Origin of the sequence: Rhodococcus sp. DMF-1 (assembly GCF_021441945.1) — a bacterium.
GTDB lineage: Bacteria > Actinomycetota > Actinomycetes > Mycobacteriales > Mycobacteriaceae > Rhodococcus > Rhodococcus ruber.
In genome coordinates this window covers 1,241,475-1,265,028 of the sequence record NZ_CP090442.1, presented here as the reverse complement: position 1 = coordinate 1,265,028, position 23,554 = coordinate 1,241,475, and the positions used below count along the sequence as shown (strand labels likewise).

The window sequence follows — 23,554 nt, the reverse complement described above, 5'->3', positions numbered from 1 at the left end:
CGGACCGTCCGCGCCGTGGAGTGCCGCTACGCCGGACCCGGAACGGTGATCACCGTCGGCACGATCATCGGCCGGCGACGGTAGGTGTCGGACACCCAGCGCCCGACGACGCGGCGGATCGCCTGGGCGATGCGGTGGGCGTCGTCGATGCCCTCGGCAGCGAGTTCGTTGAGGACCTTGTCCACGAGCTGCGCGGCCTCGGACAGTGCCCCCGGGTCGTCGGAGAACCCGCGGCCGGACACCCCCGGCGTGCTCACGGCGCGGCCGTTCTCGTCGACGGCGACGGAGATGGAGATGAAGCCGCCCTCGCCGAGGATCAGCCGGTCCGACAGGGTGGATTCGCCGACGTCGCCGACCGACAGGCCGTCGACGTAGACGTGGCCGACGGGTACCTGCCCGACGATCTCCGCGAGCCCGTCGACGAGGTCGACGACCACGCCGTCCTCCGCCAGCACGATCCGCTCCCGCGGAACCCCGGTCGCCTCGGCGAGCGCCGCGTTGGCCCGCAGGTGCCGCCATTCACCGTGCACCGGCATCGCGTTCGTCGGGCGCACCGCGTTGTACAGGTACAGCAGTTCGCCCGCGGAGGCGTGGCCGGAGACGTGCACCTTCGCGTTCTGCTGGGTGACGACGGTGGCGCCACGCTTGGCGAGGCCGTTGACGACCGCGAACACCGAGTTCTCGTTGCCCGGGATCAGCGAGGACGCCAGGACGACGAGGTCGTCGGCCCGGATGTTGATCTGCCGGTGTTCGCCCCGCGCCATCCGGGAGAGCGCGGACAGCGGTTCCCCCTGGGAGCCGGTGGAGATCAGCACGAGCCGGTTGTCGGGCAACGTCGCCGCGGTGTCGAGATCGACGACGAGCCCGTCCGGCACCCGCAGGTAACCGAGGTCCTGCGCGATCTGCATGTTGCGCACCATCGACCGCCCGACGAAGGCGATGCGGCGGTTGTACCGCTCGGCGACGTCGACGACCTGCTGGATGCGATGCACGTGGCTGGCGAAGGACGCGACGATCACGCGCTGGGTGGCCTTGCCGATGACATTGTCCAGCACGCCGCCGATTTCGCGTTCCGGCATCACGAAGCCGGGAACCTCGGCATTGGTGGAGTCGACGAGGAACAGGTCGACGCCCTCGTCACCGAGCCGGGAGAAGCCGGCGAGGTCGGTGAGGCGGCCGTCGAGCGGCAACTGGTCGAGTTTGATGTCGCCGGTGTGCAGCACGAGGCCGGCCTCGGTACGGACGGCGACGGCGAGCGCGTCCGGGATCGAGTGGTTGACGGCGAAGTACTCGCACTCGAACGGCCCGTGCGTGGTCCTGTCCCCCTCGACGACCTCGACGAGGTTGGGACGCAGCCGGTGCTCGCGGCATTTCGCGGCGACGAGTGCGAGGGTGAACTTCGAACCCACGACCGGGATGTCGGGACGCAGCCGCAGCAGGAACGGCACCGCCCCGATGTGGTCCTCGTGCCCGTGGGTGAGGACGACGGCTTCGACGTCGTCCATGCGGTCCTCGATGTGCCGGAAGTCCGGCAGGATGAGGTCGACGCCGGGCTGCTGATCCTCGGGGAAGAGCACGCCGCAGTCGATGACGAGGAGCTTGCCCTGGTGCTCGAAGACCGTCATGTTGCGGCCGATCTCGCCGATGCCGCCGAGCGCGACGACGCGCAGACCCTTGCGCGGTGCCTTCGGCGGGGTGCCCAGACGCACCGACATGTCCGCGACCTTGCGCGGGTCGGGCCGCTGGGTGTCGGCCGAATTCTGCACGGTCCGGCGGACGGGCCGGGTGCTGGGCGGTCCGGCGTTGCGGGTGGCGCGGCCCCGGCCGCGCGACGGGCGGCTCATGCGAGCACCCCTGCGGCGTGCAGGTCGGCGGCCAGTGCGTCGATCTGCAGGGAGGTCGGCGCCACCTGCGGCAGGCGGGGCTCGCCGACGTCGAGGCCCATCAACCGCAGCCCCGCCTTCGACGCGCTCACCCCACCGAGGCGGGAGACGGCACGCAGGATCGGCATGAGGCTCAGGTTGATCGCGCGAGCGCGGACGAGATCACCGGCCTGGAAGGCGTCGTACAGCTCCCGCAGGCGGCCGGGCACGAGATGACCGATGACACTGACGAATCCGACGGCACCGACCGACAGCCACGGGAGGTTGAGCGGGTCGTCTCCGGAGTAGAACTTCAGGTCGGTGGTGCCGATGAGCTCGGCGCCGGCGTTGAGGTCGCCCTTGGCGTCCTTGACCGCCACGATGCGGGGGTGCTCGGCGAGCCGGCGCAGCGTCTCCGTTTCGATCGGCACGACCGAGCGCGGCGGTATGTCGTAGAGCATGACGGGCAGGTCGGTGGCGTTCGCGACGGCCGTGAAGTGGGCGTAGAGCCCGGCCTGCGGCGGCCGGGAATAGTAGGGGGTGACGACGAGCAGTCCGTGGGCGCCGGCTCGCGCGGCGTCGCGGGCCAGTTCGACGCTGTGGGCGGTGTCGTTGCTGCCGGCGCCGGCGATGATCTTCGCGCGGTCCCCCACCGCGGCGAGCACGGCGCGCATCAGCTCGAGCTTCTCGTTCTCGGTGGTGGTCGGCGATTCACCGGTGGTACCCGCGAGGACCAGCGCATCGCAGCCGCCGTCGACCAGATAGGCGGCAAGACGCACACCCGCGTCCACGTCGAGCTTGCCGTCGGCGGTGAACGGGGTCACCATCGCTGTGGCGATGGTGCCGAACGGAAGCTCGACAGCAGAAGCGGAATCACCGTTGGTCATGGTCAGAAGGCTACCGCGTGACCCGGGCTCTTCCACACACACCTGCCGGTCAGGTCTCGGTCGCGAAGGCACCGGCGGCAACCTCGGAACCGTCGGGCAGACGGGTGATAGTGAAGTCGCCGAAGATGTTCGGCGCGGCGTCCTGCAGCTGGCGCAGGCACTCGACGGCGAGGCGGCGGATCTCGACGTCGGCGTGCTCGGTCGCACGCATCGCCACGAAGTGCCGCCAGGATCGATAGTTGCCGGTGACGACGACGCGGGTCTCGGTGGCGTTGGGCAGTACCGATCGCGCGGCCTCGCGGGCCTGCTTCGCACGGATCGGCCCCTCGGGCAGATGGGACAGCTTCTCGTCGAGCGCGTCGAGCAGTTCGATGTACGCGGCCCGGCTGGACTCGGTGGCGGCGAGGAACAGGTCCTCGAGTCGCGGGTCCCCGGCCACGGCCGGCGGGACCACGACCGGAGCGTCGCTGCCGCGGACGAACCGCTGGGACAGCTGCGAGTAGGAGAAGTGGCGGTGCCGGATGAGTTCGTGGGTGCAGGACCGGGAGATGCCGGTGATGTAGAAGCTCACCGAACCGTGCTCGAGCACGGACAGGTGCCCGACCGTGAGCAGGTGGCGCAGGTATCCGGCATTGGTGGCCGTGCGGGGGTTCGGCTTGGACCAGCTCTGGTAGCACGCCCGGCCTGCGAACTCGGCGAGTGCCTCTCCGCCGTCGGCGTCGGTCTCCCAGGGCACGTCGGCGGGCGGGACGAACTCGGTCTTGGCCACCAGCCTGACCTTGAGCGTGACTGGCTCGGGCGCCATCGGTTCTCCTCCAGGTTGTCGATCCAGTCGACCGTAGCGCCGCGCGGGGCGGCACCCGACCGCGGGCTGCATTCCGACGCCTTGACTGACATCACATATGACGTCATGATGGCGTCATGCGCCTCGATCCGTATCTGGATGCGATCACCGATTCCCTCGTCGCCGCCGCGGAACTCGGCGACGAACAGACCCGCCGGACCGCGGCGGCCCTCGCCGCAGCGGTCGCTGCGCCCGCCCGCCTGGCCGTGCTGCAGGCACTGTCGGACATGGCGGCGGAGATCTCGGGCGAACTCGGCGACCGGGTGGTCACCGTACGTCTGGACGGCGACGACGCCGTACTCGAGGTGCGGTCGGAGATGTCCGCCGAAACCCCCAGCCCTGCCCAGACTTTCGAGGACGTCACCGGAGACATCAGCCGGGTGACCCTGCGCCTGGTCGAGCAGATCAAGGCCCGCGCCGAGGAGGCGGCGGCCCAGAACGGCGTGTCGCTGAACTCGTGGGTGTCGCAGGCCGTCCAGGGGGCGCTGCGCGAACAGATGCGATACCAGCGCCGCGCCGACGAGCGCGCCACGAGGCGCCCCGCCGACGAAACCGGAGCGGGTCCGTCCGAAACCTCCGAGCGCGAGGACGGTTGAGCGGGAGGCGGTGCGGTACATTGCCGACGCACGTCACCCGAAAGCCGAGGAAGTGAGCGCATGGCCGTCAGCAGTTCCAGCAGTTTCGAGATCAAGGCCGACCCGAGTCGCGTGATGGCGGGCATCGCCGCGGTCGATCGACTGCCGGAGTGGTCCGGTCCGCACAAGACCGTCGTCGTCGAGACCACCCACCCGGACGGCCGCCCCCACCGCGTCCGGATGACCGTGTCCATCATCGGAATTCACGACGAACAGGTGGTGGACTACTTCTGGAACGGCGACGAGTCGATGTCCTGGACCCTGATCGAGAGCCACCAGCAGCATCAGCAGGACGGCACCTACACCCTCACCGCCACCGAGAGCGGCACCCGGGTGGACTTCACCCTCACGATCGACCCGAAGATCCCGCTGCCCGGCTTCATGGTGAAGAAGGCGCAGAGGATGGCGATGGAGACCGCCGAGAAGGGGCTGACGAAGTTCGTCGAGAAGCTGCTCTGACGCGCCGCGCGGTGTCCGCGCGGTCAGACCTCCGGTGACACGGACACCGCGACGGTCGCCCCGAGCTCGTAGCAGCGCTCCCGGACCTTCGCGTCGATCGGACCGGTGATCTCGAGGTCCTGCGTGACCTGCGCCAGGGCGAGGCCCGTGACGAGTTTCCGCACGGAGGCAACGGCGCCCGCGGTGTCGTTGTTGCCGTGCACCCACAGCCCGTACGGCCGCCCTGCGACCGCGTCGAGGCACGGGTAGTAGACGGTGTCGAAGAAGTGCTTCAGGGCCCCCGACATGTACCCGAAGTTCGCGGTGGTGCCGAACACGTAGCCGTCGGCGGCGAGCACATCCGGCACCGTCGCACCGAGCGCGGGCACCGTCCGCACCCGCACCCCGGCGATGTCGGGGTCGTGCGCCCCGGCGAGCACCGCCTCGAGCAACTCGCGGGTCGACGGGGACGGGGTGTGGTGGACGACGAGCAGCGTGCGCTCGCCGTCGGCAGGAGCCTCGGTCACACCCTGCAGGGTACGTCGCCGGCCGCGCGGTGTCCGTGCCCCGCAACGGCACCCGCCACCCGCGCCGGGCCGGGTGCGGGTGCCGCCGACGTGGATCGAGCGCATGTACCGCCCGCGACTGCCGAGGAGAGGACCGATACATTCGCTCGGCGCGGGATCAGTCGGGGGACTGTGTGCGTTCGAGCTTCTCGAGGGCGACCGCCCGGCGCATGGTCTCCCGGGCCCGGCCGCGGTCACCGGCGTAGTCGTAGGCGCGGGCCAGCCGGTACGAGTGGCGCCAGTTGTCCGGGTCGGCCTCCCACTCCTCCTTGACCTGCTCGAACAGGGCGTCGGCGGCGTCGCGGTCGACCCGTCCCGAGGGCCGGCGTGGCAGATCGCTCACGTCGAGTTCGAGGCCCTCGTCGTGGATCCGCCGGGCCAGGTGCTGGTGCTGGAGACCGGCCCGCAGGGTGGCGTAGACGATCCACACACCCACCAACGGCAGCAGCAGCACGCCGATACCGAGGCCGACGGCCGCAGCCTCGCCCGAGCGCACCAGTTCGAGCCCACGCCCGCCGAGGAGCACGAAGTAGAACCCCAGCGCGAGAACGATGAAGACGATCGGCGCCAGGACCTTGACCAGGTCGCGTCTCACAGGTCGAGGAGCGGGTCGATGCCGACGGTGAGGCCGGGCCGGCCGCCGATCTCGCGTACGCCGAGCAGCACGCCGGGTGCGAAGGAGGAGCGGTCGATCGAGTCGTGGCGGATGGTCAGGGTCTCGCCCTGGGTGCCGAGCAGGACCTCCTGGTGGGCGACGAGACCGGCCAGACGCACGGAGTGCACCCGCACCCCCGCCACGTCGGCGCCGCGGGCACCGTCGAGTTCGGTGGTCGTGGCGTCCGGGCTGCGGCCCACGCCGGCCGCGGCGCGGGCTTCGGCGATGAGCGCCGCGGTGCGGTACGCCGTGCCCGAGGGCGCGTCCGCCTTGTTGGGGTGGTGCAACTCGATGACCTCGACGGAGTCGAAGAACCGAGCTGCGGCCTGCGCGAAGCGCATCGACAGCACGGCACCGATCGCGAAGTTCGGCGCGATCAGGACGCCGACCTCAGGTTTCGCGGCCAGCCAGGCGCGGACCCGGTCGAGCCGTGCCTCGTCGAATCCGGTGGTGCCGACGACCGCGTGGATGCCGTGCTCGACGAGGAACTGCAGATTGCCCATCACCACGTCGGGATGGGTGAAGTCCACCACCACCTGCGCCCGGGAGGTGACGAAGTCCTCGAGGCTGTCGTCCCGGTCGACCGCGGCGACGAGCTCGAGGTCGGTGGCCGCCTCGACGGCCGCGCAGATCGCCTGTCCGACCTTGCCCTTGGCGCCGAGCACACCCACCCGGATTGCTGCTGCGTTCACTTGACTCTCCACGCTTCCTCGTCCGATCTCCGTCCCGCAGCAGCCTACGCAACCGGACGTCCCTGTCCGTGGTCAGGCCGCGGTCACGCGACGAGGGCGCGCACCGACGCGGGCAGGTCCCGGGGCCGCCGGTACGGCCCGGCGACGGCCGCAGCGAACGGCCGGTGCAGCAGTTCGGCGGCGACCTCTCGGACCTCCGCCGCGCTCACCGACGAGATCCGCTCGAGTGTCTCGGTGACGCTCCAGTGGGTGCCGTAGCTCAGTTCGCTGCGGCCGATCCGATTCATCCGGGCCCCGGTGTCCTCGAGGCCGAGCACCAGGGCGCCGCGCAGCGAGCCCTTGGCACGGGCGCACTCCGCCTCGGTGACGCCGTTGTCGGCGACGTCGGTGAGCACCTCGCGGACGAGGGCGGCCACCTCGCCGAGGTTCTCGGGCTGGCACCCGGCGTAGACGGAGAACGCCCCGGTGTCGGCGAAGGTGTCCACGCCCGAGTACACCGAGTAGGCGAGCCCGCGCTGCTCCCGGATCTCCTGGAACAACCGTGAGCTCAAGCCGCCACCGACCGCGGCGTTGAGCACCGACAGCGCCCAGCGCCGGGAGTCGTGGCGGCCGAAGGACCGCACACCGACCGCCAGGTGGGCCTGCTCGCCGTCGCGGTCGGTGATGCTCAGCGTCGGCGCCGTACGCAGGCGGAGACTGCCCTCCCGCCGGGGGGCGGCGGTCGCGGCGGGGTCGAGGTGCCCGGCGAAGGCACGACGGACCAGTTCCACGGTGTGGTCGTGGTCGACGTTGCCGGCGACGGCGACGACCATGCGGTCCGGCGTGTACCGCCGCACGTGGAACGAGTGCAACTGGGTGCGGGTCATCGCCTCGATCGACTCGACCGAGCCGATGATGGGCCGGCCGATCGGGTGGTCGCCGTACAGCGCGGTGAGGAAGGCGTCCCCGAGCAGATCCTCCGGATCGTCGTCGCGCATCGCGATCTCCTCGAGGACGACCTGTCGTTCCAGGTCGACGTCGGCGCTGCGGCATCGGCCGCGCAGCACGACGTCGGCGACGAGGTCGACGGCCAGGGACAGGTCGTCGTCGAGCACGTGGGCGTAGAAGCAGGTGTGCTCCTTCGCGGTGAACGCGTTGAGTTCACCGCCGACTCCGTCGACGAGTTCGGCGATGTCGAGCGCCGTCCGGGTGGGGGTGGCCTTGAACAGCAGGTGCTCGAGGAAGTGGGCGGCACCGGCGACGGAGGGCTGCTCGTCGCGGGAGCCGACGCCCACCCAGACACCGACGGCGGCCGACCGCACGCCGGGCACGTGCTCGGTGACGACGCGGAGCCCCCCGGGCAGGAGGGTGCGCCGAACCCCGGCGTCGGGTTCGGTGGGCGCCGAGGTGGATGCGGCGACGGACGGGGCGGCGGAGCGGCGGGTGGCAGCCATGAAGATGTTCGACGGTCCTACAGGCGAGTGGGTGTGCTGGACTGAACGACTCACACTACACGCGGCGCCGTGCACCCGATCCGGTCACCACCCGCGGCGGCGAGGCTGCGACCCGACGAGCTGTCCCTTCGCGGCGACGTCCCGGCTCCGGTAGACCACATACGGCCGGAACAGGTATCCGACGGGCGCGCTGAAGGCGTGCACCAGGCGGGTGAACGGCCACAGCGCGAACAGGATCAAGGCGATCAGCGCGTGCAGCTGGAACGACAGGGGTGCCTGCACCATCAGATCGCCGCGCGGCTGCAGGATCCAGATGGATCGGAACCACGGCGAGACGGTCTCGCGATAGTTGTGCTCCTCCCCCACGACACCCGAGCCCATCAGAGTCGTGGCGAGTCCCGCGACGATCGCGGCGACGAGGACGACGTACATGAGCTTGTCGTTGGCCGTCGTCGCCATGAACACCGGACCACGGGTGCGGCGACGGTAGATCAGCAACAGGATCCCGACGAGGGTGGCGATCCCGGCGATGGTGCCCAGCGTCACCGCCTGCACGTGATACGCGTGCTGGCTCAGGCCGACCGCCTCGGTCCAGGACTGGGGAATGAGCAGACCGATCACGTGGCCCACGATCACCACGAGGATCCCGAAGTGGAACATCGGGCTGGCGATGCGCAGCAGCCGGCTCTCGTAGAGCTGAGACGAACGCGTGGTCCAGCCGAACTTGTCGTAACGGTAGCGCCACCACGTACCTACGACGACCACGGCGATCGTGACGTACGGCGCGACATCCCAGAAGATCTCCCCTGCGGACATGGTCAGCCGGCTCCTTCGACTCGGGTCTGCGCCGCGGCGGGTGCGGTCCGGCGCGGCGGGACCGTGAGGGTGAACGGTTCGAGACCGATCGCCTCGGCGGGTGGACCGGCCTCGGCGAGGTGCCGGGCGCGGTGCACTTCCTGATCGCCGACCGGAGGCAACGTCGCACACACCGCCCCGATCGTCGCCGCATAGCAGGAATTGCGTTCCTCGAGTGCGATGCGGAGCACGTCGATCGGGACCCGGTGCGCGGCGAGCAGTCGCTCCCCCGCATCCGGGTCGACGGTCGCGGCGAATTCGAGCACCACCGGCAGATGATCGGGCGCCTCGCCGGTCGGTGGCTCGACGCCGGCCTCCCGGTAGGCCTGCGCGAACGCGTGGATTGCCGTGCCGCGGTTGCGGGTGTCACCGCCGGTCCAGTACGTGAGATACATCGTCGACCGCCGGCGCATGTCGAAGGTGTCGACGTAGTCGGCCTGCGCAGCAAACGGATCGGCGTCGCGCAGGGCGGCGAGAGTCCGGCTCAACAGCTGCGCCGGTGCCCCGGTGATGTGCCCGAGAAGACCGTCGACCGTCGCGAGGCGCGACCGCAGCCCGTCGTCGGGGTATGCCAGCAGCAGCGAAGCCGCCTGCCGGATCAGCCGGTGCTGCAGTTGCCGCGACGCGGTGTCGCGCCCCCGGCGTATCCGCGCCCTCATTGCCCACTCCCCCGGTCGTCGACACGATGCCCGGCCGGGAACAACCCCTGGGGCACGCCCTTACCGTCCCAGTTGAGCAGGTTCACGCGGGAGGGATTCGACGCGTTCGCCGCCATTCCCTCGGAGGTCTGTCGCTGCCGGAGCGCGTGGAAGGTCTCCACCGCGACCGGGACCGGGCCTCCGCTGGCCTCGCCGAACGGCCCGGAGTCGTACATGCCCGGGCCGCCGTCGTACGACAGGGCGCAGTCGGTGGCGGATTCCTCGAGCCGGTGCCCCTCGGCGGCGTAGGCGGTCGGGATCACGTACCGCTCGTCGTACTTGGCCAGGGCGAGCAGGCGGTACATCTCGTACATCTGCTCCTCGGTCATGCCGACGGCGTCGGGGATCTCCGGTCGCGTGTCCCGGCCCAGGTTGATGTCCCGCATGTACGACCGCATCGCGGCGAGCCGGTGCAGCACTGCTTCGACGGCATCGGTGTCGCCCGCGGTGAACAGTCCCGCCAGATACTCGATCGGGATGCGCAGCGATTCGAGGGCACCGAACAGATTGCCCATGTCCTCGCCGTCGTGACCGTCGCGCGAGACCGCGTCGACCACCGGGGACAGCGGCGGCACGTACCAGACCATCGGCATCGTGCGGTACTCCGGGTGCAGGGGCAACGCGACCCGGTACGTGTTGATCAACGCGTACACGGGTGACCGCTGGGCGGCCTCGATCCATTCGTCGGAGATGCCCTCGGCGCGGGCGCCGGCGATCACCTCCGGGTCTGCAGGGTCGAGCAGCACCTGTCGCAGTGCGTCGTAGAGGTCCTTCTCGTCCTCGACGGACGCGGCCTCGAGCACCCGGTCGGCGTCGTAGAGCACGAGGCCGATGTAGCGCAGCCGGCCCACGCAGGTCTCGGAGCACACGGTCGGCAGGCCCACCTCCACGCGCGGATAGCAGAACGTGCACTTCTCGGCCTTCCCGGTCTTGTGGTTGAAATACACCTTCTTGTAGGGACATCCGGACACGCACATCCGCCAGCCGCGACAGCGGTCCTGGTCGACGAGAACGATGCCGTCCTCGACGCGCTTGTACATCGCTCCCGACGGGCACGACGAGACGCACGACGGGTTCAGGCAGTGCTCGCAGATGCGAGGCAGATAGAACATGAAGGTCTGCTCGAGTTCGAGCCGGACCTGCTCGCCGACCTTCTTCAGGACCGGATCGTCGGGCACGATCTCCGGGGAGCCGCCGAGGTCGTCGTCCCAGTTCGCCGACCATTCGACCTTCATCGGCTTGCCGCTGATCAGACTTCGCGGCGGCGCCACCGGGATCTGGTCGCCGAGCGGCGCGGTGGTGAGGTTCTCGTAGTCGTAGGTCCACGGCTCGTAGTAGTCGTCGATCGCCGGCATCTTCGGATTCGAGAAGATCCGGAAGAGCTTGTTCCACCGGCCGCCGTCCCGCAGCCGCAGCCGCCCGTTGCGGTCGCGGATCCATCCGCCCCGCCAGCGTTCCTGGTCCTCGTAGGTGCGCGGGTATCCCTGGCCGGGGCGGGTCTCGACGTTGTTGAACCACACGTACTCGGTGCCGGATCGGTTGGTCCAGGCCTGCTTACAGGTGACCGAGCAGGTATGGCAGCCGATGCACTTGTCGAGGTTCATCACCATCGCCATCTGGGCCATCACCTTCATGCCGGCCTCGCTTCGCTGGTCGTGGTCGTGGGCATCGACATCAGTACCTGACCTCCTGCGACCGGCGGCGTACGACCGTCACCTCGTCGCGTTGATTTCCGGTGGGCCCGAGGTAGTTGAACGCGAAGGCGGTCTGCGCGTAGCCACCCGCCATGTGGGTGGGTTTGATCAGGATCTTCGTGAGCGAGTTGTGGATGCCGCCGCGGGTACCGGTGGTCTCGGTGAGCGGCACATCGATGGTGCGCTCCTGCGCGTGGTAGACGTACACGACACCCTCGGGCATGCGGTGCGAGACGATCGCGCGGCACACCACGACGCCGTTGCGGTTGACGGCCTCGACCCAGTCGTTGTCCCGCACCGAGATCTTCGCCGCGTCCGCCGGACTCATCCACATGGTCGGTCCGCCGCGCGAGAGCGAGAGCATGAACAGGTTGTCCTGGTACTCGGAGTGGATCGACCACTTCGAGTGCGGGGTCAGGTACCGCACGGTCAGTCCGACGCCGTCGCCGCTGCCGACGGCCGGTTCACTGCCGCTGCCGCTGCCGACGGCCGGTTCACCGAACAGGCGCGACATGTCCAGCGGCGGGCGGTAGGTGGGGAGTTGTTCGCCGAGTTCCTCGATCCAGTCGTGATCGACGTAGAAGTGCATGCGGCCGGTGAGCGTGTGGAACGGTTTGAGTTCCTCGATGTTCACCGTGAACGGGGCGTAGCGGCGCCCACCGGTCTCGCTGCCGGACCATTCCGGGCTGGTGATCACGGGGACCGGGCGGGACTGGGTGTCGGCGTAGGTGATACGGCGTTCCTCACTGCCCTCGGCGAGGTGCACGAGCCGGCGGCCGGTACGCTTCTCGAGTTCGCGGAAGCCCTCGACCGCGAGCCGTCCGTTCGAGGTGCCCGACAGCGCGAGGATGACGTCGGCCATGCGTTCGGCGCTGGTGACCGCCGGGCGGCCCTCGCCCGCACCGGAATTCATCACGCCGAACTTCTCGGCGAGTTCCGCGACCTCCTGCACCGGGTGCGTCGTGACGCCCTTGGTGGTCAGGCCGAGGGTGTCGACGAGCGGCCCGAGGGTCGACCACTTGTCGGCGATCGCCCCGTAGTCCCGTTCGACGACCGCGAGCGGGCCCATGGTCCTGCCCGGGACCGGCACCTCCCCGGTCACGCGCCAGTTGTTCTCCGTGCCCGACGGATACGCCATCGCCCCCGGGGTGTCGTGCTGCAGAGTGCCGAGCACGATGTCGGTGCGGGTGCCGAGGTGCTTCGACGCCAGCGCGCTGAACACCTTCGCGACGGCGCCGAATGCCTCGTAGTCGGAACGGGTCTCCCACGGCGGGTCGATCGCGGGACTGAACGCGTGGATATAGGGATGCATGTCGGTGCTCGACAGGTCGCCCTTCTCGTACCATGTCGCGGCGGGCAGCACCACGTCGGAGAACAGGGTGGTCGACGTCATCCGGAAGTCGATCGACATCAGCAGGTCGAGTTTGCCTTCGGGCACCTCGTCCGGACATTCGACGTCGTGTGGACGCTGGTCCGGGCCGGTGGGGGCGCCCTGGATGTTGGCGTCGGTCCCGAGCAGGTGCCGCAGGAAGTACTCGTTGCCCTTGCTGGACGAGCCGAGCAGGTTGGACCGCCACACGTTCAGCACCCGCGGCCAGTTGCGCGGGTTGTCCGGGTCGGTGACCGACAGCTTCACCTCGCCGCTCGCGAGTTTCCGGGCGACGTACGCGGGGATGTCCTCGCCTGCTGCTCGCGCCTCGTCGGCGAGGTCGTGCGTGTTGCGATCGAACTGCGGGTAGAACGGAGTCCACCCCATCGCGACGGCGGAGACCATCACGTCCATCGTGTGCTTGTCGCGGAACCGGCCCCGCCCGAGCGGGCTCGCGAGCGCGTCGGCGCGGTACCCGTCGTAGCGCCACTGGTCCGTGTGGACGTACCAGTAGGAGGTTCCCGCCATCTGCCGAGGCGGGCGGGACCAGTCCGTTCCCATGGCCATCGCGGCCCACCCGGTGACCGGACGGCACTTCTCCTGACCCACGTAGTGTGCCCAGCCGCCGCCGTTGCGGCCCATGGAACCGGTGAGCATCAGCAAGGCGAGAATTGCCCGGTAGGTGGTGTCGCCGTGGAACCACTGGCAGATGCCGGCACCCATGATGATCATGGACCGGCCGCCGGATTCCTCCGCGTTGCGGGCGAACTCGCGCGCGATCCGGACGGCCTGTGCGGCGGAGACCCCGGTGATCGGCTCCTGCCAGGCGGGGGTGTACGGCGAGGCCGGGTCGTCGTACCCGCTGGGCCAGTGTCCGGGCAGTCCCGGACGCGCGACGCCGTACTGGGCCAGCATGAGGTCGAACACCGTGCACACCAGATGTCCGCCCACCCGCCGCACGGGGACGCCGCGTTCGACGGTCTCGCCGTGGCCGTCGACGGTGTCGAAACCGGGCAGATGGACGAGCGCGGTCTCGTCCGCGGCGTCGTCCCGATGCGCGACGGTCAGCGCCGGCACGAGATCGCCCAGGTCCAGGTTCCATTTTCCGGCTCCGTCGTCGCCGTAGCGGAACCCGAGGGAGCCGTGCGGCACCGCGACCGTGTCGGTGGCACCGTCGAGCAGCACCGGCTTGAACGCCGCGTTCTCCACGTCCTGGCCGAGGTCGGCGGCGGTGAGGTTCTTGCCGGGCACCAGCCTGCCGTCGCGTTCCTCGAGCCGGACCAGGAACGGCAGGTCGGTGTACCGGCGGACGTAGTCGACGAAGAACGGCACCCGCCGTCGCACGAAGCACTCGGTGAGCACGACGTGCCCCATCGCCATGGCCAGCGCCCCGTCGGTGCCCGCCGCGCACGGCATCCACTCGTCGGCGAACTTCGTGTTGTCGGCGTAGTCGGGGCTGACGACGACGACCTTGGTGCCGCGGTAACGGACCTCGGTCATCCAGTGCGCGTCCGGTGTCCGGGTGACGGGGACGTTCGATCCCCACATCATCAGGTACGCCGCGTCCCACCAGTCGCCGGACTCCGGCACGTCGGTCTGGTCGCCGAACACCTGGGGCGATGCGACGGGCAGGTCGGCGTACCAGTCGTAGAAGGAGGTCATGACGCCGCCGATCAACTCGACGAACCGGGAACCGGCCGCGAACGACACCATCGACATCGCCGGGATGGGCGAGAATCCGGCCACCCGGTCGGGGCCGTACTCCTTGACGGTGTGCACGTGCGCGGCGGCGATCATCTCGGTGGCCTCGGCCCACGTGACCCGGACCAGACCGCCCTTGCCGCGGGCCCGCTGGTACCGGCGGCGTCGCTGCGGGTCGTTCTGGATGTCGGCCCAGGCCAGCACGGGGTCACCGAGCCGGGCCCTGGCCTCGCGGAACATCTCGACGAGCACGCCGCGGGCGTAGGGATAGCGCACCCGCGTCGGCGAGTAGGTGTACCACGAGAACGCCGCCCCGCGCGGGCAGCCGCGGGGTTCGTACTCGGGACGGTCCGGTCCCACCGTGGGATAGTCCGTCTCCTGCGTCTCCCAGGTGATGATCCCGTCCTTGACGTAGATCTTCCACGAGCACGACCCGGTGCAGTTGACGCCGTGGGTGGAGCGAACCACCTTGTCGTGACTCCAGCGGTCACGGTAGAAGACGTCACCTTCGCGGCCGCCGCGGCGGGTGATCGTACGACCGTCCGCGGAGATCTCCCCCGAGGTGAAGAAACGTCCGCTGCTGCGCAGCAACTCTTCGGCGGCACCGCCGGTGTGGTGGATGGTCACATGCACTCCTTCGGGACGGAATCGTCAGCGGCTGTCGGCCTGCACGGGCTCGTGCGCGTGCAGCTTCACCGCGGTGTAGACGAGCGCGACGAGCGCGGTCGCCACGAGCAGCAGCAGACCGATGGTGTAGTCGTTGTCGGCGGAGTCGTAGGTGGCGCCCATGACGAGCGGCGGAAAGTACCCGCCGAGCCCGCCGGCGGCCGCGACGAGGCCGGTGACCGATCCCACGGACGTGGCGGGTGCGCGACGCGCCACCCACGCGAAGACGCCACCGGTGCCGATGCCGAGGAAGATCGCGAGCAGGATGAACGTCGCCGCGGACCACACGTCCGGGGGCGGCTGGGCGATCGCAATCGCGGCCATCGCTGCCGTCCCGGCGAACGACACGAGCACGACGTACTTCGGGGCGATGCGGTCGGACAGGGCACCCCCGATCGGCCGGGCCAGCACTGCGGCCAGAGCGAACGCCGCTGTCCGCGCGCCGGCGTCGACAGCGGAGAAGCCGTAGATCGTCTTGATGTAGGTGGGAAGGTAGTTGCTGAAGGCCACGAAGCCACCGAAGACGACCGCGTAGAGGAACGACATCTCCCAGGTCACGCGGAGTTTCAGCGCAGCGGCAAGCTTCGGGACGACCGCGTCGGTGTTCGGGCGGAACTGCGGCGAATCACGCATCACGAGGAAGCACACCCCTGCCGTGACGGCAAGCGCCGCGGCGACGATGACGTGGGTTACCAGCAGCCCGAACCACTCTGCGAACCGCGGAGTGAAGAACGCGGACAGGGCCGTCCCCACCATGCCGGCTCCGAAGACGCCGGTCGCGAAGCCCCGCCTGGACGCCTCGTACCAGTTGTTGGCGAACGGGATACCCACTGCGAAGATCGTTCCGGCGATACCGAGGAAGAAGCCGAAGACGAGCAACAGAGGGTAGGAGCCGACGCTGCCGGCCACACCGACGGCGAGCACCGGGACGATCGAGGCCAGCGAGATCGCGATGAACATGACGCGGCCGCCGTAACGATCCGTGAGCGAGCCCACCACGATGCGCCCCAGGGATCCTACGAGAATGGGCGTCGCGACGAGGATCGAGGCCTGTGTACTGCTGAGCGAGAGGTCGCCCGCATACGTCGTGGACAAGGGGCCGATCATGTTCCATGCCCAGAAATTGATTGCCGAGACCCACGTTGCCAGCGCGAGGTTCGAGCTCCGCCGCGCCTCTGTAACACCTACCGAAGCCGTCACGGATCCAGCAAATCATCGACACGCGCACGCGGGGTGAATTCGAGGAAAATACCGACGGTCCGTTCCGCCCCGGAGCCGCGGCAGGGGCGGGTGCTCCTCCTGTTCGAGGCCGGGTGTTCACCCTCGGGCTGCGGTTTCGGGCTGCGGTTTCGGCCTGCGGTTTCACCCTCCAGGGGTGAGGCGCCGCACAGGGGTACGACCTACCGTCGGAATCGACCGCGGATTCACTCGCGGCCGAAAGGCGCACCCGCGTCCCGATCGAACGAAGTGGATCGACGATGACCGCACCCACTCACTCCACCGTCCGTACCCGCGCGCAGAACGCGACGTCACGCAGGGGCGGTGCGTCCCGCCACGACATGCCCTGGTCGCTGCCGATTCCGGCCATCGTCCTCGGCGCCGCAGCGGCCGCCGCGGCACCCGTGGGGGCGTACACCGGCTCCGTTCTCGCCGGCGTCGTCACTGCGGCGGCAACGACCGCGGCCGTGGCGTCCGCCGCGTTGATGATCCGGGCCTGACCCTCAGCCCTCGACGATCCCTACCGGGAACTCCCGAAGGACCCCATGAGGAGACGACAGACCGCGGGTGGCCTCACCCCGACGGCCACGATGACCACCGAAGAGATCAAGACCCGGATCACCGCGATGTTCGACTACGGGAACGACACTGTTCCCGGGTCCGACCGCGCCGCGGAGGAACGGTCGCAGGCGCCGGAGCGCGGTCGATCCGTCACCGGCTCGCCGGGCACGTGACCCGGCTTCCGATCCGCCTCCGTTCACCGCGGATCACCGAACCCGTCCCATGACGAGGGCACCGGCCGCCGCACAGGACTACTCTCGTCGCATGACGGGGCCACCGGCCGGCGCGCAGGACGAGCATGCTCCCGCGTTGTCGATGGTGCGTTCCCTCGTGCCTCGGCTTCCCGGCCGGGTGGTGCGGCGCGCGCGTCTCGAACGCATCCTCGAAGACGGGGTGAGTGCCGGCACCGTGCTCGTATCGGCACCGGCCGGGTCGGGTAAGACGCTGTTGCTGGCCTCCTGGGCAGCGGCACATCCCGGGCCCGTGGCATGGCTCTCGGTGGAACGTGAGGACGCCGAACCGACGCAGTTCTGGAGCCGGGTCCTGGACTCGCTCCGCGCCGTCGGCGGGTTCCCCGCCGGGTCGTTGCTGGCGACGATGCAGGTCCCACCCAGCTTCGACCCCCGATTCGTCTCCGTGTTCGCCGATGCGTGTGGCCGGCTTCCCCATCCCGTCGTCCTGGTGCTGGACGACATGCACCTGCTCGCGGGGACGCCGGCCGTGGAGTCGCTCGCGGCAGCCGTCCGCAGGGGGCTCGGCAACGTGCGACTGGTGATCGCCACTCGCAGCGATCCCGCGTTGCCCCTGCAACGACTCCGCCTGAGCGGTCAGCTGACCGAGATCCGCGCGGAAGCGTTGCGGTTCGATGCCGCCGAGGCGAAACAGCTCCTGGCCGACCACGATGTCCTCCTCGAACCCGCGCAGATGCAGACCCTCCTCACCAAGACCGAGGGATGGGCGGCCGGCCTGCGGCTCGCGGCCCTGTCGCTCCGGACCTCGAACGATGTGGAGGCCACCGTGGAGTCGCTTGCGGGGGACGAACGGTCGGTCGCCGACTACTTCGCGGAAGAGGTTCTGGCCAACCAGGATCCGGCACTGGGCCGGTTCCTGCTCGACACGTGCGTCGTAGGGCGGATTTCCGCCGAACTGGCCGACGTCCTGACGGGGCGTACCGACGGCCAGCAGTTTCTGATTCGGCTCGAACGGGACAACCTGTTCGTCGTCGCGTTGAACCACCGGCGGGAGTGGTACCGCTATCACCAACTGTTCGGGGACCTGCTGCGACACCGACTCAAGTCCCAGGATCCCGAGCGCCGCCGCGTGTTGCACCGGCGTGCCGCCCGGTGGTTCGCGGACCACGGCGAACTCCTCGAGGCGGCCCGCCACCTGCGCGCCGCGGAGGACTGGCTCGGACTTGCCCGGTTCGTCCTGCGAGCGGCGGGAGCAGAAATCCTGGGTCCGGAACGTCCGGCGCTGGTGGCACTGCTGCGGGACGCACCCGCCGAGCTGGTCGGGGGGCATGCCGAGGTGGCGGCGGCCGCCGCGGTCGCCGCGTATGCGGAGTACGATCCGGTCGGCGTCGCCACCCACATGGCCCGCGCCCGCGAGCTGCTCGACCCTCTCCCGACCGCCGACGCGCGGCTCACCGGGACGGTCCTGGTCACTCTCGATGCGGTGCTCGCCTGGATGAAGGCAGATCCGTCGCGGCAGGTCAGCGCCGCACGAGAAGCGATCCGCCAACTCGAGGGGATCTCGCCGGCGGACATGCCGGCCTCTCCCGTATACCGAATCGCCGCCGGCACCGTCCTCGCGATGGGCAAGCTGTGGTCCGGAGAACTCGATGCCGCCGAGGCGATGCTCGCGTCCACGACTTCGGCGCTGGCCGCCGGATCGGCGATGACACCGGTACTCGCGCTGCACCTGCACGGCAACACAGCCGTGCTCATGGCGATGGCCGGCCGGTTGCGGGCGGCACGCAGAGAGGTCGATCTCGGACTGGCTGTCGCCGACGAGCTGGGATGGACCTTCCTGCCGCCGTCGGCCACGGCGCTGCTGGCCGAGTCCATGATCCGCCTGCTCGAGGCGGACATCGAGGCCTGTTCCGTTGCGGTCGAGCGGGGGCACACGAGCCTGGGCGAGTTCCGCGACCGCTACATCGAAACCAGCTTCGGGCTCGTACAGGCACGGCTCGCGCTCTCGGCGGACAACCCGGCGGCGGCACGGGCGCACCTGGGGCGATTGCGGCAGCGCATGTCCGACTGGGTCATCCCGCGCTTCCTTGCCGAGTGGTACGAACTCGTCGAGGCAGAGATCCTGCTCGCCGAAGGACGGGCCCACGAGGTTGCGGCGCTGCTGTCCGCCGAGAAGGGACGAGCGGATCTCGCGCGCCCCGGCGCGCACCGTGTGGTCCTCGTGGCGCGGTCGTACCTGGCGTCCGACGAACCGCGCCGATGCCTGCAACTGGTGGCACCGCTGCTCGGGGGAGAACCGATCGACAACGGGCCGACCGTCGATGCCTGGCTGCTCACCGCACTCGCACACGACCGGCTGCAGGCGGATGGCGAAGCCGAGATTGCCCTGGCACGTGCCCTCGTCGTGGCCGCGCCCGAAGGAATCGCGCGGCCGTTCCTCCTGGCCGGGGGCCGAGTCCGAGCACTGCTGGAACGACACAACCGCCTCGACGACGCCCACCGCGAGTTCGTCTCGATGCTGATCGGCAGGATGGGCGGGACCGCCGACCGGTCCGAGGCCCCGCAACTGCTCGAGCCGTTGACCAGTCGCGAACGGGCTGTCCTTCTGCTCCTGCCCACCATGATGAGCAATGCCGAGATCGCCGACGAGCTCTTCGTGTCAGTGAACACCGTCAAGGCACATCTGAAGTCTCTGTACCGCAAGTTCGGTGCCACGAGTCGCCGCCAGGCGGTGGTGCGGGCGCGGGAACTCGGACTGCTGTCGAGCGCAGGCGCCCCGACTACCTCCCAGGGGCCGTAGCAGGCGCCGCGCCGGCGGGAGAACACGCGACCGCCCGCGTCTCCGTCCGTCCCAGGGACAGACGGAGACGCGGGCGGCCGGGATCCGAGTGTCAGCTCTCGGCGGTGTCGCCGGACTCGGCCGGAACTGCGGGTGTCGCGTCCGAAGCGCCGGCGGTGTCCTCGTCGGGCACCGGCACCAGGCTGATCTTGCCCCGGTTGTCGATGTCGGCGATCTCGACGCGGATCTTCGAGCCGACGTTGACGACGTCCTCGACCTTGGCGATGCGCTTGCCGTTGCCGAGCTTGCTGATGTGCACCAAGCCGTCGCGGCCCGGCAGCAGCGAGACGAACGCACCGAACGCCGTGGTCTTGACCACGGTCCCCAGGAACCGCTCGCCCACCTTCGGCAGCTGCGGGTTCGCGATGGCGTTGATCTTGTCGATCGCGGCCTGGGCGGACGGGCCGTCGGCGGCGCCGACGTACACCGTGCCGTCGTCCTCGATGGAGATGTTCGCGCCGGTCTCCTCGGTGATCGAGTTGATCATCTTGCCCTTGGGGCCGATGACCTCGCCGATCTTGTCCACCGGGACCTTGATGGTGGTGATCCGCGGAGCGAACGGGCTCATCTCGTCCGGGGTCTCGATGGCCTCGGCCATCACCTCGAGGATGGTGGCGCGGGCGTCGCGAGCCTGCGCCAGCGCGCCGGCGAGCACCTGGGACGGGATCCCGTCGAGCTTGGTGTCGAGCTGCAGCGCGGTGACGAAGTCCTTCGTGCCGGCCACCTTGAAGTCCATGTCACCGAACGCGTCCTCGGCGCCGAGGATGTCGGTCAGTGCGACGTAACGGGTCTCACCGTCGACCTCGTCGGAGACCAGGCCCATCGCGATACCGGCGACGGGCGCCTTGAGGGGCACGCCGGCGTTCAGCAGCGAGAGCGTGGAGGCACACACCGAGCCCATCGAGGTGGATCCGTTCGAGCTGAGCGCCTCGGAGACCTGACGGATCGCGTAGGGGAACTCCTCCTGGCTGGGCAGGACCGGGATCAGGGCCCGCTCGGCGAGGGCGCCGTGGCCGATCTCGCGGCGCTTCGGGGAGCCGACGCGGCCGGTCTCACCGGTGGAGTACGGCGGGAAGTTGTAGTGGTGCATGTACCGCTTGCTGGTCTCGGGACCGAGCGAGTCGATCTGCTGCGCCATCTTCACCATGTCCAGCGTGGTGACACCCATGATCTGGGTCTCGCCGCGTTCGAACAGCGCCGAGCCGTGCGCGCGCGGCACCACCGCGACCTCGGCGGACAGGGCACGGATATCCGTGACACCGCGGCCGTCGATGCGGAACTGGTCCCGCAGGATCCGCTGGCGGACCAGCTTCTTCGTCAGGGAACGGAACGCCGCGCCGATCTCCTTCTCGCGGCCCTCGAAGTTGGGGGCCACCTGCTCGAGGACCTCGACCTTGACCTCGTCGGTCCGCTCGTCGCGCTCCTGCTTGCCGGCGATGGTCAGCGCCTCGGACAGCTTGGCCGACGCGGCGGCCTCGACGGCCTCGTACACGTCTGCCTCGTAGGCCGGGAACACCGGGAAGTCACCGGTGGGCTTCGCCGCGGCGGCGGCGAGCTGCTGCTGGGCGATGCACAGCCGCGCGATGAACGGCTTGGCGGCCTCGAGGCCCTCGGCGACGACGGTCTCGGTCGGTGCCTGCGCCCCGCCGGCCACCAGCTCGACGACGTTCCCGGTGGCCTCGGCCTCGACCATCATGATCGCGACGTCGGCGGTCTCGGGGTTGTCGCCGCCACCCACGATGCGGCCCGCGACGACCATGTCGAACACGGCGTTCTCGAGCTGCTCGACCGTGGGGAACGCGACCCACTGGCCGGTCTTGTTCTCCTCCGAGGTGATCAGCGCGACCCGCACGCCACCGACGGGTCCGGAGAACGGCAGGCCGGCGATCTGCGTGGATGCCGACGCGGCGTTGATGGCCACGACGTCGTACAGGTCGTTCGGGTTCAGGCTGAGCACCGTCACCACGACCTGGATCTCGTTGCGCAGGCCGTCGACGAACGACGGGCGCAGCGGCCGGTCGATGAGACGGCAGGTCAGGATCGCGTCGGTCGAGGGCCGGCCCTCACGACGGAAGAACGAGCCGGGGATGCGTCCCGCGGCGTACATGCGCTCCTCGACGTCCACCGTCAGCGGGAAGAAGTCGAAGTGCTCCTTGGGCTGCTTGGAGGCGCTCGTCGCCGACAGCAGCATGGTCTCGTCGTCGAGGTACGCGACGACGGAGCCGGCGGCCTGCTGGGCGAGGCGGCCGGTCTCGAAACGAATCTGACGGGTGCCGAAGGACCCGTTGTCGAGGACCGCGACGGACTCGAACACGCCCTCGTCGACCTCGACTGCGGAATTGCTGGTCATCTCTACTCTTCTCTTCCCTCTCGTCTTCGCCGTACCCGCGCGGGCGCCACAACCCTCGTGGCTGCAGCTGCGCACCGATCGCCCGTACCCGCGTCTCACGGGCCGAGCGTGCGGAGGCGGTCGTCGATCGAAACCGTCCGGACCGGGTCCGGAAGGTCACTACCGAAGACCGACACCGTCGGTGCATACGGTTCCGCGGGCGGTGTCGCCGTCCGCGGGTGCCGCTGCCGGTGTCCGACGGGCACGTAGCCCGTCTCCGACCGCACAGCGGCCAAACACCGATAGCCAACGAGGCTCAGTCTAAGCATTGCCTCGTTGGCTATCGGAAAGATCAGCGAACGCAGATCGCGTCGTCGCTTCGTCGCGCTCCTATCGACGCAGACCCAGACGCTGGATCAGCGAACGGTAGCGGTTGACGTCGACCTTCTCGACGTACTTGAGCAGCCGGCGACGACGACCGACCAGCAGCAGCAGGCCGCGGCGGGAGTGGTGGTCGTGCTTGTGCTGCTTCAGGTGCTCGGTCAGGTCCTGGATGCGCTTGGTGAGCATCGCGACCTGCGCCTCGGGCGATCCGGTGTCGGTCTCGTGGAGGCCGTACTCGCCGAGGATCTGCTTCTTCTGCTCGGTGGTCAATGCCACTGGTGATACTCCTGATCGATGACGTCCGCGCGCTTCGTGAAACGGGCCGGAACCCGTCGGTGCGGCCACCGCGAACCACAGCACACACCAGCGGATGAGCGTACCAGAGGGGTGCGCACCCGCTTCGGTCACCCTCGCCCCCGGGGGCCGGTGCCGGATCGCCGGCCGCCGGTGGCCTCGATCACCTCGGCGAACCCCTCCTCGAGGAGGGTCGCGTACCGATCGAGGTCCGGCATCAGCAGCGGGGAGCTCATGACGGTGACGGCGAACGAATCGCCGGCCCGGCTGAAGGAGTGCACCAGACCCATCCCCGGACGCAGAGACTGGATGCCGGCGACGAATCGGAATGCCGCGCCGCCGTAGGTCCAGTCGGCCTCGCCGCCACAGTCGACACTGGTGACCGCCGTCTGGGCCGGGCCCGGGGCTCCACCTGCCGACGCCGCGCGGTCGTGCCGGTCCGTCACCCGGCGGTACACCGGATACGGCACCGCACCCGCGCCCGCGAGGCGGTCCAACACCTCGGGAGACGTCGCGATCCGCCGCTCGTGGGCGAGCGCGTCGGCCACGGCCGCCACCCGGTCGCGGGGATCGGCGACCTCGGTGCACAACGGAACGATCGCGGCAGTCAGCCGGTTGACGCCCAGCGCGACACCGGCCGCGCCCACCGCGACCGGAACCGCGACGCGTACATCGACGACGGGCGCGCAGTGCTCGCCGAGGTAGCGCTGCAGCGCCAGGGATACCGCCGCCAGGCCCATGGC

General features: G+C 69.7%; 20 protein-coding genes. 5 read left to right on the top strand and 15 right to left on the bottom strand.

Translation table 11 applies throughout. The annotated features are described in order from the left end of the window. Positions 1 to 26: 26 nt before the first annotated feature. The 3 genes from LZP97_RS05880 to thyX are packed head-to-tail and all read right to left on the bottom strand — an operon-like array spanning position 27 to position 3,554. Positions 27 to 1,844, bottom strand: coding sequence for a ribonuclease J (locus LZP97_RS05880; protein ID WP_017680686.1), 1,818 nt, complete (start codon positions 1,842 to 1,844; stop codon positions 27 to 29). Next, positions 1,841 to 2,749, bottom strand: a complete 909-nt coding sequence (gene dapA, locus LZP97_RS05875) for a 4-hydroxy-tetrahydrodipicolinate synthase (protein ID WP_010592676.1) — start codon at positions 2,747 to 2,749, stop codon at positions 1,841 to 1,843. The genes LZP97_RS05880 and dapA overlap by 4 nt, the downstream gene beginning before the upstream one ends. 49 nt (positions 2,750 to 2,798) lie before the next feature. Continuing rightward, entirely contained in the window at positions 2,799 to 3,554 is a 756-nt protein-coding gene (gene thyX, locus LZP97_RS05870; RefSeq protein ID WP_010592677.1) for an FAD-dependent thymidylate synthase, read from the bottom strand. A 116-nt stretch (positions 3,555 to 3,670) separates the two neighbouring features. Here thyX and LZP97_RS05865 point away from each other — a divergent pair, with 116 nt between their 5' ends. Beyond that, positions 3,671 to 4,189 (top strand): toxin-antitoxin system HicB family antitoxin, encoded by a 519-nt coding sequence (locus LZP97_RS05865; RefSeq protein ID WP_010592678.1) that lies wholly within the window; start codon positions 3,671 to 3,673, stop codon positions 4,187 to 4,189. Between the two features lie 60 nt (positions 4,190 to 4,249). Next, entirely contained in the window at positions 4,250 to 4,687 is a 438-nt protein-coding gene (locus tag LZP97_RS05860) for an SRPBCC family protein (RefSeq protein ID WP_010592679.1), read from the top strand. Positions 4,688 to 4,710: 23 nt separating this feature from the next. Here the strand turns inward: LZP97_RS05860 and LZP97_RS05855 are convergent, their stop codons facing one another. From LZP97_RS05855 to LZP97_RS05815, 9 genes are all read right to left on the bottom strand, one after another. Further along, the gene (locus tag LZP97_RS05855) at positions 4,711 to 5,193 is read right to left on the bottom strand and encodes a flavodoxin family protein (protein WP_010592680.1); all 483 of its coding nucleotides are present in this window, start codon (positions 5,191 to 5,193) and stop codon (positions 4,711 to 4,713) included. 157 nt (positions 5,194 to 5,350) lie between these two features. Further along, positions 5,351 to 5,827, bottom strand: coding sequence for a hypothetical protein (locus LZP97_RS05850; protein ID WP_010592681.1), 477 nt, complete (start codon positions 5,825 to 5,827; stop codon positions 5,351 to 5,353). After that, positions 5,824 to 6,579: a 4-hydroxy-tetrahydrodipicolinate reductase gene (gene dapB, locus LZP97_RS05845; RefSeq protein ID WP_010592682.1), complete on the bottom strand. Its 756-nt coding sequence runs from the start codon at positions 6,577 to 6,579 to the stop codon at positions 5,824 to 5,826. The genes LZP97_RS05850 and dapB overlap by 4 nt, the downstream gene beginning before the upstream one ends. Before the next feature lie 83 nt (positions 6,580 to 6,662). Further along, positions 6,663 to 8,012, bottom strand: a complete 1,350-nt coding sequence (locus LZP97_RS05840) for a M16 family metallopeptidase (RefSeq protein ID WP_010592683.1) — start codon at positions 8,010 to 8,012, stop codon at positions 6,663 to 6,665. Positions 8,013 to 8,096: 84 nt separating this feature from the next. Beyond that, positions 8,097 to 8,828 carry a respiratory nitrate reductase subunit gamma gene (gene narI / locus LZP97_RS05835; RefSeq protein ID WP_010592684.1) on the bottom strand — a complete coding sequence of 244 codons (732 nt, stop codon included), beginning with the start codon at positions 8,826 to 8,828 and terminating at the stop codon, positions 8,097 to 8,099. A 2-nt stretch (positions 8,829 to 8,830) separates the two neighbouring features. After that, complete coding sequence (gene narJ, locus LZP97_RS05830; RefSeq protein ID WP_010592685.1) at positions 8,831 to 9,526, bottom strand: nitrate reductase molybdenum cofactor assembly chaperone; 696 nt, start codon at positions 9,524 to 9,526, stop codon at positions 8,831 to 8,833. Then, on the bottom strand, positions 9,523 to 11,199 hold the full coding sequence (gene narH / locus LZP97_RS05825; RefSeq protein ID WP_010592686.1) for a nitrate reductase subunit beta: 1,677 nt from the start codon (positions 11,197 to 11,199) through the stop codon (positions 9,523 to 9,525). Before narH ends, narJ begins: the two co-directional genes overlap by 4 nt. A gap of 40 nt (positions 11,200 to 11,239) precedes the next feature. Next, positions 11,240 to 14,956, bottom strand: coding sequence for a nitrate reductase subunit alpha (locus tag LZP97_RS05820; RefSeq protein ID WP_010592687.1), 3,717 nt, complete (start codon positions 14,954 to 14,956; stop codon positions 11,240 to 11,242). A 24-nt stretch (positions 14,957 to 14,980) separates the two neighbouring features. After that, a complete protein-coding gene (locus LZP97_RS05815; RefSeq protein WP_072786443.1) occupies positions 14,981 to 16,195 on the bottom strand; it encodes a nitrate/nitrite transporter in 1,215 nt (404 codons plus the stop codon). Positions 16,196 to 16,473: 278 nt separating this feature from the next. Between LZP97_RS05815 and LZP97_RS05810 the strand changes: the two genes are divergently transcribed. The 3 genes from LZP97_RS05810 to LZP97_RS05800 all read left to right on the top strand — a co-directional run bounded on the left by LZP97_RS05810 (position 16,474) and on the right by LZP97_RS05800 (position 19,765). Beyond that, positions 16,474 to 16,713, top strand: a complete 240-nt coding sequence (locus tag LZP97_RS05810) for a hypothetical protein (RefSeq protein WP_010592689.1) — start codon at positions 16,474 to 16,476, stop codon at positions 16,711 to 16,713. Between the two features lie 45 nt (positions 16,714 to 16,758). Further along, complete coding sequence (locus LZP97_RS05805; protein ID WP_124258794.1) at positions 16,759 to 16,947, top strand: hypothetical protein; 189 nt, start codon at positions 16,759 to 16,761, stop codon at positions 16,945 to 16,947. A gap of 91 nt (positions 16,948 to 17,038) precedes the next feature. Then, positions 17,039 to 19,765, top strand: a complete 2,727-nt coding sequence (locus LZP97_RS05800) for a LuxR C-terminal-related transcriptional regulator (RefSeq protein WP_010592690.1) — start codon at positions 17,039 to 17,041, stop codon at positions 19,763 to 19,765. Positions 19,766 to 19,856: 91 nt separating this feature from the next. Here the strand turns inward: LZP97_RS05800 and LZP97_RS05795 are convergent, their stop codons facing one another. The 3 genes from LZP97_RS05795 to LZP97_RS05785 form a co-directional block, all read right to left on the bottom strand. Further along, a complete protein-coding gene (locus LZP97_RS05795; protein ID WP_010592691.1) occupies positions 19,857 to 22,154 on the bottom strand; it encodes a polyribonucleotide nucleotidyltransferase in 2,298 nt (765 codons plus the stop codon). 369 nt (positions 22,155 to 22,523) lie between these two features. Beyond that, positions 22,524 to 22,793 (bottom strand): 30S ribosomal protein S15, encoded by a 270-nt coding sequence (gene rpsO / locus LZP97_RS05790; protein WP_003935677.1) that lies wholly within the window; start codon positions 22,791 to 22,793, stop codon positions 22,524 to 22,526. Between the two features lie 128 nt (positions 22,794 to 22,921). Continuing rightward, positions 22,922 to 23,551 (bottom strand): WS/DGAT domain-containing protein, encoded by a 630-nt coding sequence (locus tag LZP97_RS05785; RefSeq protein ID WP_234575050.1) that lies wholly within the window; start codon positions 23,549 to 23,551, stop codon positions 22,922 to 22,924. Between the last annotated feature and the right edge of the window lie 3 nt (positions 23,552 to 23,554).

What these genes read in the sequence shown, in the direction of transcription:
- LZP97_RS05880 (WP_017680686.1), bottom strand. Translation starts at nt 1,844, where the DNA reads ATGAGCCGCCCGTCGCGCGGCCGGGGCCGCGCCACCCGCAACGCCGGA.
- dapA (WP_010592676.1), bottom strand. Translation starts at nt 2,749, where the DNA reads ATGACCAACGGTGATTCCGCTTCTGCTGTCGAGCTTCCGTTCGGCACC.
- thyX (WP_010592677.1), bottom strand. Translation starts at nt 3,554, where the DNA reads ATGGCGCCCGAGCCAGTCACGCTCAAGGTCAGGCTGGTGGCCAAGACC.
- LZP97_RS05865 (WP_010592678.1), top strand. Translation starts at nt 3,671, where the DNA reads ATGCGCCTCGATCCGTATCTGGATGCGATCACCGATTCCCTCGTCGCC.
- LZP97_RS05860 (WP_010592679.1), top strand. Translation starts at nt 4,250, where the DNA reads ATGGCCGTCAGCAGTTCCAGCAGTTTCGAGATCAAGGCCGACCCGAGT.
- LZP97_RS05840 (WP_010592683.1), bottom strand. Translation starts at nt 8,012, where the DNA reads ATGGCTGCCACCCGCCGCTCCGCCGCCCCGTCCGTCGCCGCATCCACC.
- narI (WP_010592684.1), bottom strand. Translation starts at nt 8,828, where the DNA reads ATGTCCGCAGGGGAGATCTTCTGGGATGTCGCGCCGTACGTCACGATC.
- narJ (WP_010592685.1), bottom strand. Translation starts at nt 9,526, where the DNA reads ATGAGGGCGCGGATACGCCGGGGGCGCGACACCGCGTCGCGGCAACTG.
- narH (WP_010592686.1), bottom strand. Translation starts at nt 11,199, where the DNA reads ATGAAGGTGATGGCCCAGATGGCGATGGTGATGAACCTCGACAAGTGC.
- LZP97_RS05810 (WP_010592689.1), top strand. Translation starts at nt 16,474, where the DNA reads ATGACCGCACCCACTCACTCCACCGTCCGTACCCGCGCGCAGAACGCG.
- LZP97_RS05805 (WP_124258794.1), top strand. Translation starts at nt 16,759, where the DNA reads ATGAGGAGACGACAGACCGCGGGTGGCCTCACCCCGACGGCCACGATG.
- LZP97_RS05800 (WP_010592690.1), top strand. Translation starts at nt 17,039, where the DNA reads ATGACGGGGCCACCGGCCGGCGCGCAGGACGAGCATGCTCCCGCGTTG.
- LZP97_RS05795 (WP_010592691.1), bottom strand. Translation starts at nt 22,154, where the DNA reads ATGACCAGCAATTCCGCAGTCGAGGTCGACGAGGGCGTGTTCGAGTCC.
- LZP97_RS05785 (WP_234575050.1), bottom strand. Translation starts at nt 23,551, where the DNA reads ATGGGCCTGGCGGCGGTATCCCTGGCGCTGCAGCGCTACCTCGGCGAG.